Source organism: Asticcacaulis solisilvae (assembly GCF_052327315.1).
Lineage (GTDB): Bacteria > Pseudomonadota > Alphaproteobacteria > Caulobacterales > Caulobacteraceae > Asticcacaulis > Asticcacaulis solisilvae_B.
In genome coordinates, this window is the sequence record NZ_CP166196.1 from 431,742 (window position 1) to 445,961 (window position 14,220).

Consider the following 14,220-nt stretch of genomic DNA (forward strand, 5'->3'; position numbering starts at 1 on the left):
CATTTCTCATACGTAGTCAGGTGAATGTTCGCCTTTTCGGTTAAAAGAGTCAACGGCTTGCACCTTTGGTTGCAAGTAGCTCGAAGCTAAAAGCTCCAGCTTCTCGAGTACCTTTGGTGCCAGGTCTTCCGACCGAAAACCTTTTATGCTGGGGAGACAGTTAAGCCCGGTCCAGGTCTTAATCACCTTGTTAAATGCGTAGCCCATTGCAAGTCCCAGGGTTTTTTCATCCGCCTCAGCGACAATGAAGCCGTCGTGGACAGAGAGGATTGGTCGCCTCAGGTCGTACGTGAATATCTCCATGACCAAGGTCGCGATGTCACTCTCGACGCGTTCAATCTCAGCAATTCGACCTTTTCTAAACCAGGGTTCAAGATTGCTGTGTACACGTTCGACCAATTGGACGACGTCGTCAAACTTTTCACCTCGAGGGATTTTGATGCCGGCCGGGCGGCTTAGCGAACCCTTTTTGAAGGTGTAGAACAGCGTCGCGAAGGCGACTTTTATTGCCTCGCGATCATAACGCTGTCCAAGCGCTCCCGGCAGGATATAGGCATCTTCGTCGGGTTCCAGTGGGCGCCCTTCCAACGCATATGCAATCCTGGGGGAGCTGCATTGGAAGTCCAGCTCGACCGTCTTTTCACTGTTAAAGGTGATTGCGGATCGGCGCTCCGCACTCATTTCCATCCACCAACCCGAATAGCGTCCACCATATTCAAATGAACCCCTAATGAAGCGCCGGACCAATAGCGGCTTGTTGAGCCGCAGCCGGACTTCCGCTCTTTCCTTTTTGCTTCCGGGCAAAATCTCGTGGCACCGATAGCGCGTTTCCCAATCCGACATGACCTGGCGAATGTGTCGCGTGAAGTCGGTTTCGTCGAATCGGAGGTATCGCGGCTGCGTAGAGCTCGGCTTATGCGCGTTGACGAGGCGGATGACGTCGTTCTCGGGACGTAGTGCAATTGACGATAATGCGTTCATTTCGGGTTCGACGATGCAGGTAACAGAAAGCCTGCTCGAACCTATCGCCCCGTTACGCCAGATTCTGACGTACCCAATCAGTCCAACATGGCAAGGGCTTTTCGCAGGGCGTCGCGATAATGCTCCCTGAGGGCAGGTGGGCTAACAATCTCAACGTCCTCTCCCCAGGTAAATAGATGCCAACCCATTTCCCTGAGACCACCGCAGGTGAACGACACTTCAATTGAGCCATCATCCAGCTCGGTTAGTTGCTGTCGGGGATGGAAATGGTAATCCCGTACATCTGCCGAAACTTCCGGTCTGAAGCGCCAGACTATGTCCTGTTCTTTTTCCTGGAAAATGCCAAATGCCTGTTCTGCATAGCCTCGTAACGAAAATTCTGGCCTAGGAGCGCAGGACGCATCGAGGAGCTGGATATCGGAAAGACCGTCGAGCGCGAAAAGTTTGGGCTGGGTTTCGTCGCCGGAGCACGCCACAAGATAGACTCTCGGGCCGAATAATAGGCCGCATGGCTCTAGGACGACTGTTTTTAGAGTCTGGTTGCGGCGCGATCTGTGCTGAGCCTGCAACCGACATTGTCTCATGAGCGCGGTCCGGACCAGTCGCAAAGCGTCTTGCGCAACTTTCGGCCGGGGGCCTGGACGAACAGCGAAACCTTCTGCGACGATCAATGACTCCAAGTCCGGTTCGATACGGCGTTGCTGTTGTGCTTTCAGGCTCGCCGACAGTTTGACCCTCAATGCCTTTAAGTTTGCAGCGCGTTCATCGAGACCTTGTCGCTCAGCATCCTCGATCGCCAGATTCAGGTCTTGGAGCTCCGTAGCATCGTATGAAATAAAGCTGTTGGCGGAACCAGCCGGCAATCGCCAACATTTCTGCCGGTCGGGGCCATCAACTTCTTCAAGGTCGGGAAAAATATCTCTGACTGCGTCTCGCATTCTCTCTGCGGTGCGCCGGCTAACAGCGAATTCGTCACGGATTTGGTCGAGTGATATACCTAACCGACTGCCTTGCATCATCAGCGCTAAGCGTAGCAGTTCCTGTGCGCGCTCATACATATCATGCCCTCCCATGTCCGCCTGTTGCCAACCGAACAACAGGGAGTAGCGCTAAAAAATCGGACTACGTCAATATTTGACGTATGCCTGTGCCAGCATGCGACGCATCGGTTTGCAACTGGCCCCTTCCAGTTGACACCGATGTAATGGCGTAGAGGGATCCATGGAAAAGCGTTTGAAGCCAAGACGTTCGCATCCTCGCAGAACACCTTCCGGACGGTACACTACCGTGAGAGCATGCATGGCAAACGTGCAGGTTTCGGAGAAGCCGAAAATCCGGCAAGTCTTGCACACCTGCTACCGATGCGGCGCGAAGGTTAGATCAGCGAGAATGCCGAACGGCGGGTGGGGCCATTTCGAAACCGCGGAAGGCCTGACCCGGGTGCAGCACGCTTGTTATTACATAGGAAAAGGGCTGTCGAAGCGGCGGGATGACAAAACCCTCGATTTGTTCGATCAAGACGAACTGGAAGCGGCGGGCGATCCCGTGAACGATAACTTACGCCTCGCCGACTTCGATGAAGAGGAATGATCGATGACACATGTTTCTCAGATCGGGCCGGTACCCAGCTGGATTAAGGCGCTCCGCGCACCGGGCTACAAAAATATCTTCGAACTCGGCATAGATCCGCCCACAATTTTCGGCACGGAACATCTATTCGGTGATTGGAACGGGGACCTGCTGCTGCTGGCGCAAGATTTCGCGCCGGCCGAGGAGGTGAGGGCGCTGGTCCAAAGAGGATTACCGGCTGAAAAAGTGTATCGGCACAACGACGGGGACGGCCGGTTTAAAACCGGCTACCGGACAAACTCCCGGTTAGTGAAGTTCCTAGGCTATGACAAATCAGCGCTGAGCGGGCATCGGGCAACGACGAGCGGGATATTGTACGGCAGTGCGTGTTTCTTCTTAAAAGAGGGTGAGACCTCCGACGCTCTGAAAGGTTTTTCGAAAGGCCGACCTGCATTCGACGGCTCTGCTGCGGTACTCAAGTATGTAGTGAGCAACATGAAAAACCTAAAGACCGTCGTGTGCTTGGGAGGCACCGCGCACCAGATGGTACAGTCGACTGGTATTGCGCGATCGGTCCCAACTTACGCTGTGCCTCACCCGTCAAGAGGTGCGGACATAACTCATCAAACTGCATGGAAAGACATTTTGGAGCGTCGAGGCAAGTCGAAATAAGCCGGTGCGCAGGCCAGTTTTCAGTTTACCGGAAGGGCGACGATTTCGGCAATTTGGTGGAATTCGCTCAAGATTTCAGGATGTCCATGTGCGAGGTATCGCACCACCATGGCGTTGTTCAGGAGGCTACCGAGATAACCTTTTGCCAGGGTTAGGTTCAGTACATCAGTTCCATAATTATCTTCGATAAGCCGATACTCGCGCTGCAAGCTTTCCATTTCGGCTTCCATTCGGCCCATCTGATTTTCGTCTAGACCTTTGATCTTCCGGGGCCGTTCGGGGTGCTCGAGCTGTGCCTTGGGGGTGGCCGCTAACAGGGCCATCGCATAGGGTTTTGTGTAAACGCCGGCGTCATTCATCAGCATGGCGGCTTCGACCTGGCGCAGTGGCTTCATCCGGCGCAACACCGGAAAGGTCTTCGGCGCCACCATTTTGTCTTTCAGCAGCTCGATAGCTTCCGAACAAATGCCATCCAGCATATTCCGTCGTTCCATGATCCGTTTAACGTTGGTCGAAAGAGCCGCGGCGAGCATCTCCTCTGAAACGCCGCGCTCGACGGCGCGTTGGATCATCTTGTTTTCCTGAATGGGCGAAAGTCGATTGAAGTGTTTATTGTAGGTGAAGCCTTCGTCATCGAGCGATATCAGGCAAAGGACCTCTGTCGCTCCAATTTCCTTAAGCGCCAGCAGGCGCAGATGGCCGTCTTGGAGAAAATACGTCTCTTTGCTGTCGGGGCTTCGACTAACGGCAGGCGGCTCGATTATGCCGACAGCCCGTATGGATGCGATGATCTGCGTAAACTTGTGGCTTTTGAGAACCTTTGCCGGGGTGACCTTAGTTGGGATGATGTTGTCGAGTGCGATGACGACCGTCTCCAACTCGAAGCCAGGGTTGATGTTTCCCCGGATCGACGGTTCTTCCTTCGGTCGCCGGCCCATGATTCACGCCTTCTTTTCCATCAGCGTCGCCAGCGGCTTCGGCAGTGTGCTCAAGCCCTCGGCGCGGAGCAAGGTGACGAAATTTTCGTCTCTCATTAGCGTCCGCAGGGCCTGGGTCACGAACACCAGACGGGTCGACACCATCTCCGCCTTTCGCGTTAGCAGACGCTTACGATCGACTTCCTTCTGAAACACCTTCATGAGGTCGTTGACGGTGAGTGGCCTGCCCTCGCTCGATTTCTTCTGCCGGTTCGTGTTTTTGAACTTCTTTCCCTGTTGGCGCCGGGTATCGATGAGCTTTTTGACGGCCAAAAGACGATTGCCGCGAAGCTGCTTGCTCTCATACGCCTGTTGCAGGACTTCCTGCTCATCGGCTGGATTTTCGGCCACCTTTATCGCGAGGTAGATCGGCATATGACCGCTCTCGACCGCAGAGAGAAGACGCTCTTCGCCTTGTTCCATCAGCCTGAGCAACCCATCGGCCAAATGATAGCTCATTCCTGTTTTCTTCGCGATAGCCGCTGCGTCGTAGCCACGCGCCCGTAGAACCTCGATCCCCTGAAGGATGTCACCCGATCTGTGCTTGCGTCTAGCCAAGTTCTCTACCAGACTCATGATCAGGGCTTGCTCTTGGCTTGCCTCGACCACCATTGCTGGGATGTGCGACTGACCGCTTGCGAGGAAGGCCTCCAGCCGGCCTTGACCACAAATCAGATCATAGTCCTTGCCTGGGGTATTGGATTTCGTAGGGGTGACGGTGATCGGCCGTTTCAATCCCACGGTTTTCATGTTGTTGGCGATATCGTGGAAGACCTTCTGGTTCCGCGCTCTCGGATTAAGAACGTTAATTCGGTCTACCGGGATAAGCTTAATCGATGGCGGGAGAGCAGGAGCAGTCATGCCGCCACCGGCCAGGCCGCTCTTTCAGCTAAGCTGAAAAACATGTCGAGGTCGTCGAAGCGGTAGGCGTCCAGAGCTAGAGGATTGCTTTCCGCAAACCGCAATTTGGGGGAGGCGAGGTCGATCGACGGCAGAAGGTAGTAATCGTAAACGTCCCGGTTATTGGCAGCCATCCGGATGGCGACAGTGATGTCTGGCAGCAGACCGGCATCGAGCCGGATCTTCCAGCAGTTTTTCCCGGATGGCGCGGCGAAACAGCGAGCGATGACGATCGACGCCCGAATCTCCTCGTTTACGATCAAGAAATCGGTTTCCGGGTCCGTACGTACCCTGGCGCCGAGGTCGTTAATCCGTGTGACGACGCCGGCGACGACATCGGGATGCATGCGCCGAATGAAGCGGTTATCTTCGATAAAGGAGAGGTCGCGTCCAGGGTCATAACCGATAAGCTGGTAGGCACGACTAAGCCCCCCAAAACGATAGGCGTAAGCTGAGCTCGAGGGCATGCCCTCGGTCTCGTCGATCAAAATGCCGGATAGCCAGCCTTGGCGCTCATGGAGCGAACGCAGGCGGCTCAGCATCTCATCATCGCTGAATTTCCTCGAGCGCTCCCGGATAATGCCTTGGGCTGTGTAGAAAACTGACGGCTCGATGATGGCGTCGAACACGCCGTCCGATCGGACCCACATGTCGGGGCTGTTTTGGACGCGACGCTTCTTCAGCTTGTAGGAGCGGCGATTGAAGACGTTGTTACCGATGTATTTCTCATTGGTGAGGACGGTGTGTACAACGCCGCGGGTCCATTCTCGCCCGAGGTCCGTCAATCTGCCCTGTTTGTTGAGGCGCTCCGCGATCGCGGCCTCCCGCAGTCCATCATGCGTGAACGCTTGATAGATCCACCGAACCGTCTCGACCTCTTCCTGGGGGCCGCGGACCAGAATGACACGGTCTGTCTGGAGAGACTTGTGCTCACCGCGTTTAAGCATCCCCTTCGGCTGACGGTGCTCATCTAAAAGCACGCGTCGCAGGCCGTAACCGGCTGGACCTCCTTGACGGAACCCGAGTTCGATGAGGCGGCATTGACCCGCGAAGACCTTGTTAGAAAGCTCGCGGGAATACTCCCCCGCCATCGCACGCTTCACCCCTTTGACGATGGTCGAGACAGGGCTGCCGTCGTTCTCGAACTGCTCGGCAACATATTGAACGTCGATGCCAGCGCGACGGCAAAGGTACTCGTAATAGGCACTCTCATCCGCGTCCTGGAACCGGCCCCACCGCGTGACGTCGAGGACCAAGATCATCGTGTAATCGGCGCCGCCGGCTTGCACGTCGTGGATCAAAGCTTGCAGGGCGTCACGGCCATCAAGGCTTAAGCCGCTCTTACCCGCGTCGGCATAGGTTTTGACGATATCGATCTGGTGGCGCTCCGCGTACTCGCGAATGGCGTCCGCCTGGTTCTCTGTCGAGTACTTTTGGTGGTCTGTCGACATGCGAACGTAAATGGCCGCCTTACGTCGCGTACTGCCGCCGCTCGGCGGCCGAGTCCAAGTATCCATGATCGCTTTCCTCGATCTCGAACCCCTGCCTGGTCGCTTTTGCGACATGGCAGATTAGCGCTGGGGAAACCCGGATGTCGCGGAGAAAAATAGAGCGAAAATTTTCAGCTCGGAGTCGCGATGCCGAGATGGCCAAAACTGTCTCCGCGGCGCTGCGAGAGGACTTCGGAGGGCAAGCATCGGCTATCAAGCAAATTGCCCAGATAACCGGTGCCAAGATGCCGACCGTCACCAACTGGTATCAGGGAAAAAACGTGCCTGGGGCCAGGTACTTATTGCGATTGGCGAGGGCATCGCCATCCATCCTGCGGTTTGTACTGACTCAGATCGGTGGCGAGCTTTTGATCGACGCCTATGAGATCTTTGCCCGTCGGTCGGCTACGTCGGGTAAAGCGCTGATGTCGACGGATATGCTCGAGCCTGTGCGGTTGGATGTCAGTACAAATGTCAGTATGGAGCCCCGAAGACAGTCCGAGAAAGCTGCCGTTCGCCGGCAAGATTGGTTTGTCATGCAACTCGCGACCGGCAAAACGGTCGCAGCATCTGACATCGCGAGCTATTGGGGCGTCGATGTAAGGACAGCTTGGAGAGATATTTGGGAGTTGAAGCGGCACCACCAAATCTCTTTCTGCGGTAGTCGCCGATACGGCTCCTATAGACTGGTTGACACGCGAAAGCGGCTTTGAATTGGCTCGACACTAGGCTCTTCGCAGTGACATATTGCCTTATATCGTGAGAGGCATCATGACAATTTTGGGCACCAACGAACTGCTGGGAGCTTTCCGCGAACGGGTCGTCGCCGAGGCCAATAGGCAGACCCCATCAAAAGTTCAGGGCGATCGCAAAAACCGTGGCTGGTTTAAAGTCGGCGAATGGGGCTATGACATCGACGGTCGCGCAACGCGGGTCACGCCAAATCCTTTGATATCTAGAACCGTGTCGCTCAGAGAGATCAAGGAACTTGGCAAATCGTTGACTAATAATCGCGGTCTAACCAAACCGATCGACTAAGCCGCCAATCGGAACACGAACTGGAAAATGAGAAGCGTATGAGCGAGAAATTGGAGAAGCTGATAATCCTTCTGAGGGAGGTGTTTCAGTTGGATCAGCCCGATCTCGATTTCGGCATTTACAAGATAATGCACGCCAAAAGCACGGAGGTGACGCAGTTCCTCGAGAAGGATTTGCTACCGCAAGTAAAGCAGGCGTTCGGACTGTATAAGACGGCAGACAAGGCGGAACTCGAGAAGGAACTTGCCAAGGCAATCGAGCAAGCGCAGGGCCTGGGCGCCGATCCCGAGACGTTACCGAAAGTGAAAGAACTGCGCGTCCGACTCGCTAACGAAGCAGTCGATATTGGCAGTCTTGAGAACGAGGTATACGACCACCTCTACAGTTTCTTCCGCCGTTACTATGCTGATGGGGATTTTCTGCCTAAGCGCGTCTACAGGTCCGGCGTCTACGCAATTCCCTACGAGGGGGAGGAGGTTAAACTACACTGGACTAATCGCGACCAGTATTACATCAAGACTAGCGAATATCTTCGCGACTACGCCTTTCGTCTTAGGGCGGACGATGACGCCGATCCCATGCGCGTACATTTCAAGCTCATGGATGCGGCCGAGGGCGAGCATGGCAACGTCAAGGCAACTGAGGGAAAAGACCGCGTCTTCATTCTGACCGACCAAGACTTTATTGCTAAGGAAGCGGGCGATTTGGTTCTCCGATTCGCCTATCGTCCAGCTGCCATGACCGACTGGCCGGAGAGCGAGCGGGACGGCAAGAAGAAACCCCCATCACAAAGGGACCTCTTAGCATCGGCCGTAAAAAGGATTCTGGCTGTGAGCGACCCGGTCTTCACCTCGTGGATCGCCGAGCTCGCTAAACCGCACACGAATCAAAATGGAGAAGCGACCACTCATTCACGTCTCGAAGCGCACCTCAAGCGCTACACCGCGCGTAATACGTTTGACTATTTTGTCCATAAGGACCTTGGCGCCTTCATGCGCCGCGAGCTGGATTTCTACGTCAAAAACGAGGTGATCCATCTCGACGACATTGAAAGCGATACGGCTCCGCGCGTTGAGCAATATCTTTCGAAGATAAAGGTTTTACGGAGGATCGCCGGAAAGATCATCGACTTCCTCGCCCAGCTTGAAGACTTCCAGAAAAAGCTTTGGCTGAAAAAGAAGTTTGTTGTGGAAACGGAATACTACATCACGCTGGACCAGATTCCGGAGGAATTTTATCCGGAAATCTCAGCCAACGATGCGCAGCGCGAGGAATGGGTTCGTCTCTTTGCAATCGACGATATTGACGGTGATCTCACGACGCCGGCATATACGACACCGTTGTCGGTCGATTTTCTTAAGTATTTCTCCGCTCTTCAGATTAATACAAGAAATTTTCCGTCGAGTTTTGTACAGGCTCTAATTGGCAGGTTCAAAAATTTAGATCAGGCAGTTTGTGGTCTGCTTTTTCATTCTGAGAATTCGCAGGCCCTGTCATTGATGTATTCAAGATTTCGAACATCAATTGACTGTGTTTTTTCTGATCCTCCGTACAACACGGGCTTAGGTGACTTCCCATACAAAGATGCGTATCAGCACGCATCGTGGCTAACGATGATGTCCGAACGGATATCGCTTATGCGACAGCTCTGCAGCGACGCCGGATCAATGTGGACAACCTTGGACGATAACCAGGCCGGCACATTTCGATCGCTTTTAGACGAGGTGTTAGGAAGCAGCGCTTTCAAGGGCCACATCGCCTGGGAGAAAGTGTACAGTCCAAGAATGGATGCCGCAGTATTTTCAAGCTCGTTCGATCATCTGTTTGTGGCATCGGCCAGTCCCGCTTGGACACCCAATCGCGTGAAAATAGAGGCGAATCTTGACCAGTTCCCCCATGTGGATGAGAGTGGTCGCCGTTATCGAAGCGATCCCCTCAGGAAGTGGGGTAAAGGGTCCTTGCGTTCGGATCGCCCCAATCTCTGGTTTCCCATTGAATCGCCGGACGGCGTAGAAGTCTTCCCAATTAAGCCGGACGGCACCGAAGGCCGGTGGCGTTGGGAACGTGCGACAGTGAAGCGCCGCTATGATGAGTTGGACTGGCTGGACAAAGGAAATGGGATGCAGCCCTATGTCCGTCAATATGCAGACAATTCTGATGATCGACCCGTTGAAACAATTTGGAAATACGATGAGTCCGGGTCTACCCATGAAGCGCAGGAAGAATTAAAGGCGATCCTCCCTAAGAACGCCTTTCCAACACCAAAGCCTACGCAGCTGATCAAAAATGTAATTCGGGCAGCGGGAAAGCCAAAATCTACTATTCTCGATGCGTTCGCAGGCTCGGGTACTACGGCGCATGCAACAATAGACCTCAACCGGCAGGATGGAGGGCGGCGGAAATTCATCCTAGTAGAGTCGAGTGATTATTTCGACAGCCTTCTAGTGCCCCGAGTCAGGAAGGTTTTATTCAGGCCTCATTGGGTTGGTGGCAAGCCGGTCGTTAACGCGGCTAACGCTGGCGGTGTCAGTGGCGTGCTCAAAGTCGTTCGCCTGGAATCCTACGAAGACGCTCTCAACAATCTGGTCCCACGCCGTACGATGCAGCAAGACGATCTTTTATCGTCAGCTGAAGCCCAAGGGGCCGATCGTCTAAAGGAGCAGTACATGCTCCGGTACATGCTCGATGTAGAGACACGCGGCAGCCAATCGCTCCTTAATTTGACGGCGTTCGCTGATCCTACCGCCTACAAGCTCAAAGTGAAGCGTCCTGGATCAGACGAAAGCCGGGAAGTGAATGTAGATCTGCTCGAAACTTTCAATTGGCTTCTAGGACTTACTGTATTCAGCATCGCAGCGCCGGAGGCTTTCACCGCTGAATTCGAGCGCGATTCCGAAGGAAGGCTGATCATCAATGAGGGCCTCAGCCAAAAGGCTCTTGGGCCTTGGTGGTTCCGCCCCGTGATCGGGACGATTGCTGACGGACGCTGGGTTTTGATCATTTGGCGGAAGCTTACCGGTAATCCGGAGCAGGACAACCTCATGCTCGACACTTGGTTCACGCGGGCGGGCTATTCGGCCAAAAAAAACGAATTCGCCCTGATCTACGTCAATGGCGACAACAATCTTGAGAACTTAAGGGGCGGCGACGATACATGGAAGGTGCGCCTAATTGAAGAGGACTTCCACAGGTTAATGTTCGAAACGGATGGTCTCTAATGCCGCGCGGCCGCCCTCATAAATCCGTTACCGCTGCCGCTACCTCGCCCCGCCGTTCAAACGGCCGGCCAAAGATCCCATTGGTTCAGAAGCTAATACTGAACCAATGGCTTCTTTCCCTATTCGGTGTGACGCAGTTCGAGCAGCTCGCTGAGCACCTGCGCGATGAGAATCTGGAGGGCATGGACGAGAACAACATCCATCACTTCCACCACGCTCTAACGGCACACCTCCCCAACCTAATCAAACTGCCGCCCGAACGTTTGCTGGAATACGACCAGAACATCGTTAAGCACACCCTGCGACTGAATGAACGTCGAATAACGCGCGGCGAAGCGCCGATCGTCTGGAAGTACTTCCAGTACCTGACGCTACTCTTCACAGAGATCTATCTAGATCATTATTTTAGCGACCCCGCGTCTTTAATGCATACGTTGAACGAACAGGTCGAAGCGTATAATGCCGACAAACCCGAAGGAGAACATATAGCCCCCTTCAAGGAAGAAGCTGAGGCATCGCCGCAAATCAACAAGATTGCCTTTTGGAGCGCGACCGGAAGCGGCAAGACCTTAGTGATGCACGCCAACGTCCTGCAATACCAGTTCTATCTTGATCGACACGGCCGACACCGGGAACTGAACCGGATCATATTGCTCACCCCTAATGAGGGGTTGAGCCTGCAGCATTTGCGCGAGTTCGAGGCTGCCGGTCTCGCCGCTGAGCTGTTTCAGAAAGACGGCGTCGGCCTTTTCGCCGGGCAACGGATCGAGATCCTTGATATCCATAAACTTAAGGATGAAATGGGCGACAAGACCATCGCCATCGATGCCTTTGAGGGCAACAACCTCGTGTTGGTAGACGAGGGACACCGCGGTGCATCCGGCGGCGACGACGGCGCCTGGCTGCGCTATCGCAACGCGCTCTCTGAAAAGGGGTTCTCGTTCGAATACTCAGCGACGTTCGGTCAGGCGGTGAAGAATAGCCGGGCACTGACCGACACCTACGCCAAAAGCATCGTGTTTGATTACTCATATCGCTATTTTTATGCCGACGGATTTGGCAAGGACTATCAGATCCTGAATTTAGACCATGGCACTCAGGCGAACCATTTGGACTCCTACTTGGTCGCCTGCCTGTTGACATTCTTTCAACAGCAACGCCTCTTTAAGGAGCAAGGCTTCGCCTTCGGGCGCTTCAATATAGAAAAGCCGCTATGGGTATTCGTCGGGAGCAGTGTAGCGAAGACTCTACCCTCCCGTGACGCTTCCGACATCATCGAAATCCTGAAGTTCCTTTCCCGCTACGTTTCAAATCGCACAAGGAGTACTGCGCACATCGAGCGTGTTCTGAAGCAAGGCCTCGTCACCGCTGGCGGGAAAAACCTATTCGCGGGCCGCTTTGCATATCTCAATACACTCGGCCTTACGGACGCGAATATCTTCGATGAAACGCTAACACTACTCTTCAATGCTGCGGGGGGCGGAGCGCTCCGTGTCGAGAACTTGAAAGGTGCATCTGGCGAAATCGCGCTGCGCGTGGGCGACAACGACCCTTTTGGTGTCGTCAACGTCGGCGATGATGCCAAGCTAATCAAACTTTGTCAGGACAACGGAATACCGACCCAGGATAGCGAATTCGCTGGATCGTTGTTTCACGCGATCAATAAACCTGACTCTAATGTCAACCTGTTGATCGGCTCAAAAAAGTTCACCGAAGGTTGGAGCAGCTGGCGCGTGAGCACTATGGGCCTCATGAACGTCGGTCAGACTGAAGGCTCACAGATCATCCAGCTCTTCGGCCGAGGCGTCCGGCTCAAGGGATTTGGATTGAGTTTAAAACGAAGTGGCAAGGCCCAGTTGCCCGAAGGAAGCGAGCGTCCGAAGCACATCGGAGTACTGGAAACACTATCGATTTTCGGGATTCGGGCAGACTACATGGCCCAATTCCGCGATTTTCTAGAAGAGGAAGGGCTGCCCGCAAACGCCGACCGTATCGAGTTCATGCTTCCTATATTGAAAAATCTGGGAAGCCAGAAGCTCAAGATAATAAGGCTTAAGAGTACGATCAACGGCGTAATGACGGGGTTTGGCGACGCATTTCGGCGGTTGGGGCCAATTCCGACGCTGTCAAAGCCTGATCCTGCTAAGGAACGTGCGACCGCTTATCTCCAGAAGAACCTGGTTGTCTTGAACTGGTATCCAAAAATACAGGCCATGAAATCAGGTGATGTTTCGGGCGGAGATATTGAGGGGCTGCCAAATGTGGCTCATCTGCGGTCGAGCCATATCGCATTCTTAGACTTAAACCGGCTTTTCTTCGAGTTACAGCGGTTCAAGGCTGAACGTGGCTGGTATAATCTCAATGTCTCGGCAGACACCATTGCCGACTTGCTTCTCGATCAGAGTTGGTATCAGCTCCTAATTCCAGCCGAGGAACTTGCATGCGATGCATTCGACAAAGTCCGGCTTTGGCAAGAAATCGCCTTGTCTCTTCTGAAGAAGTTTGTCGAGCGCTATTACATCTTCCGGAAGCGCGAGTGGGAGCTGCCGCACCTTGAATTGCAGGAGCTCACCGAAAACGATCCGAACTTCCCCGCCGGCCGCGATGCCGGCGGAGAAGGGTACTATCGTATTCTGGTCGACGGGTCGCAGGATGAGATCGTTACAAAGCTGACAGAGCTGAAACATCTGATAGACAATGGTGACTTAAAACCCTGGGAATTCAGTGGGATGAAGGCGCTGTGGTTCGGACGGCACCTCTATGAGCCACTATTATCTCTCGATCGAAATGTGATAGAGGTAAGCCCCGTTCCGCTCAACCGAGGCGAGCGGCAATTAGTTGAGGATGTTAAATCGTTCTATGACGGGACGCCTACTTTCTTCGCAGACAAAGAACTGTATCTTCTACGGAACCTAAGCAGGGGGCGCGGCGTAGGGTTTTTCGAAGCTGGGAATTTTCACCCGGACTTTATCCTTTGGCTAGTTTCGGGCGGAAGGCAGTTCATAACGTTTGTCGATCCAAAGGGCGTTCGAAACATCGGGTTCAGTGACCCTAAAATTCAGTTCTTCCGAACCATTAAGGAAATAGAAAGCCGCCTCGGTGAGCCATCCGTGTCCTTGAGCAGTTTCATTATATCGAACACGCCCTCTCATGTAATGGGACTTCTCTGGGACGTTGATAAGGCAGAGATGGAAGCCAGGAACGTCCTATTTCAGGAGGAGGACAGGTTAACCTATATCGGCAGGATGATGGAAAGGGCGCTTTGCCCGTAACTATTCTACAGTCAATAGGGTAATCGAAATTCTGGGTGAGAAAAGCCAGGAAGGCTCCTTGCTTGTGTTCGCGCCGGGCACCAAGTCGTGATTTCAGGCGGCC

The 14,220-nt window shown here is 53.9% G+C and carries 11 protein-coding genes; 6 read left to right on the top strand and 5 right to left on the bottom strand.

Going from position 1 to position 14,220, the window contains the following annotated elements; translation table 11 throughout:
* Window positions 1-6 precede the first annotated feature (6 nt).
* Together AB8717_RS01910 and AB8717_RS01915 are read right to left on the bottom strand one after the other, a co-directional pair.
* Window positions 7-981 (bottom strand): hypothetical protein, encoded by a 975-nt coding sequence (locus tag AB8717_RS01910; protein ID WP_443749343.1) that lies wholly within the window; start codon window positions 979-981, stop codon window positions 7-9.
* A 77-nt stretch (window positions 982-1,058) separates the two neighbouring features.
* Window positions 1,059-2,039, bottom strand: a complete 981-nt coding sequence (locus AB8717_RS01915; RefSeq protein ID WP_443749344.1) for a helix-turn-helix transcriptional regulator — start codon at window positions 2,037-2,039, stop codon at window positions 1,059-1,061.
* Window positions 2,040-2,280: 241 nt separating this feature from the next.
* Here AB8717_RS01915 and AB8717_RS01920 point away from each other — a divergent pair, with 241 nt between their 5' ends.
* Together AB8717_RS01920 and AB8717_RS01925 are read left to right on the top strand one after the other, a co-directional pair.
* Window positions 2,281-2,571 carry a hypothetical protein gene (locus tag AB8717_RS01920; protein ID WP_443749345.1) on the top strand — a complete coding sequence of 97 codons (291 nt, stop codon included), beginning with the start codon at window positions 2,281-2,283 and terminating at the stop codon, window positions 2,569-2,571.
* Window positions 2,572-2,574: 3 nt separating this feature from the next.
* Window positions 2,575-3,222: a hypothetical protein gene (locus tag AB8717_RS01925; protein ID WP_443749346.1), complete on the top strand. Its 648-nt coding sequence runs from the start codon at window positions 2,575-2,577 to the stop codon at window positions 3,220-3,222.
* A 20-nt stretch (window positions 3,223-3,242) separates the two neighbouring features.
* On the opposite strand, the gene AB8717_RS01930 is transcribed toward AB8717_RS01925, so the two are convergent.
* The 3 genes from AB8717_RS01930 to AB8717_RS01940 are packed head-to-tail and all read right to left on the bottom strand — an operon-like array spanning window position 3,243 to window position 6,616.
* Window positions 3,243-4,160, bottom strand: a complete 918-nt coding sequence (locus tag AB8717_RS01930; RefSeq protein ID WP_443749347.1) for a plasmid partitioning protein RepB C-terminal domain-containing protein — start codon at window positions 4,158-4,160, stop codon at window positions 3,243-3,245.
* Window positions 4,161-4,163: 3 nt separating this feature from the next.
* The gene (locus AB8717_RS01935; RefSeq protein ID WP_443749348.1) at window positions 4,164-5,060 is read right to left on the bottom strand and encodes a plasmid partitioning protein RepB C-terminal domain-containing protein; all 897 of its coding nucleotides are present in this window, start codon (window positions 5,058-5,060) and stop codon (window positions 4,164-4,166) included.
* Window positions 5,057-6,616: a recombinase family protein gene (locus AB8717_RS01940; protein ID WP_443749349.1), complete on the bottom strand. Its 1,560-nt coding sequence runs from the start codon at window positions 6,614-6,616 to the stop codon at window positions 5,057-5,059. The genes AB8717_RS01935 and AB8717_RS01940 overlap by 4 nt, the downstream gene beginning before the upstream one ends.
* A gap of 128 nt (window positions 6,617-6,744) precedes the next feature.
* On the opposite strand from AB8717_RS01940, the gene AB8717_RS01945 reads away from it, so the two are divergent.
* From AB8717_RS01945 to AB8717_RS01960, 4 genes are read left to right on the top strand one after another with little or no spacing between them, the layout of a single operon-like run.
* Window positions 6,745-7,302 carry a hypothetical protein gene (locus AB8717_RS01945; protein ID WP_443749350.1) on the top strand — a complete coding sequence of 186 codons (558 nt, stop codon included), beginning with the start codon at window positions 6,745-6,747 and terminating at the stop codon, window positions 7,300-7,302.
* Window positions 7,303-7,360: 58 nt separating this feature from the next.
* The gene (locus AB8717_RS01950) at window positions 7,361-7,627 is read left to right on the top strand and encodes a hypothetical protein (protein WP_443749351.1); all 267 of its coding nucleotides are present in this window, start codon (window positions 7,361-7,363) and stop codon (window positions 7,625-7,627) included.
* A 38-nt stretch (window positions 7,628-7,665) separates the two neighbouring features.
* On the top strand, window positions 7,666-10,845 hold the full coding sequence (locus AB8717_RS01955) for a site-specific DNA-methyltransferase (protein WP_443749352.1): 3,180 nt from the start codon (window positions 7,666-7,668) through the stop codon (window positions 10,843-10,845).
* Window positions 10,845-14,117 carry a DEAD/DEAH box helicase family protein gene (locus AB8717_RS01960; RefSeq protein WP_443749353.1) on the top strand — a complete coding sequence of 1,091 codons (3,273 nt, stop codon included), beginning with the start codon at window positions 10,845-10,847 and terminating at the stop codon, window positions 14,115-14,117. Before AB8717_RS01955 ends, AB8717_RS01960 begins: the two co-directional genes overlap by 1 nt.
* The last annotated feature ends 103 nt before the right edge of the window (window positions 14,118-14,220 follow it).

Bases quoted from the DNA above. Each gene is read 5' to 3' on its own strand.
- AB8717_RS01920 (WP_443749345.1), top strand. From the start codon at position 2,281: ATGGCAAACGTGCAGGTTTCGGAGAAGCCGAAAATCCGGCAAGTCTTG.
- AB8717_RS01945 (WP_443749350.1), top strand. From the start codon at position 6,745: ATGGCCAAAACTGTCTCCGCGGCGCTGCGAGAGGACTTCGGAGGGCAA.
- AB8717_RS01910 (WP_443749343.1), bottom strand. From the start codon at position 981: ATGAACGCATTATCGTCAATTGCACTACGTCCCGAGAACGACGTCATC.
- AB8717_RS01960 (WP_443749353.1), top strand. From the start codon at position 10,845: ATGCCGCGCGGCCGCCCTCATAAATCCGTTACCGCTGCCGCTACCTCG.
- AB8717_RS01955 (WP_443749352.1), top strand. From the start codon at position 7,666: ATGAGCGAGAAATTGGAGAAGCTGATAATCCTTCTGAGGGAGGTGTTT.
- AB8717_RS01925 (WP_443749346.1), top strand. From the start codon at position 2,575: ATGACACATGTTTCTCAGATCGGGCCGGTACCCAGCTGGATTAAGGCG.
- AB8717_RS01940 (WP_443749349.1), bottom strand. From the start codon at position 6,616: ATGGATACTTGGACTCGGCCGCCGAGCGGCGGCAGTACGCGACGTAAG.
- AB8717_RS01930 (WP_443749347.1), bottom strand. From the start codon at position 4,160: ATGGGCCGGCGACCGAAGGAAGAACCGTCGATCCGGGGAAACATCAAC.
- AB8717_RS01935 (WP_443749348.1), bottom strand. From the start codon at position 5,060: ATGACTGCTCCTGCTCTCCCGCCATCGATTAAGCTTATCCCGGTAGAC.
- AB8717_RS01950 (WP_443749351.1), top strand. From the start codon at position 7,361: ATGACAATTTTGGGCACCAACGAACTGCTGGGAGCTTTCCGCGAACGG.
- AB8717_RS01915 (WP_443749344.1), bottom strand. From the start codon at position 2,039: ATGTATGAGCGCGCACAGGAACTGCTACGCTTAGCGCTGATGATGCAA.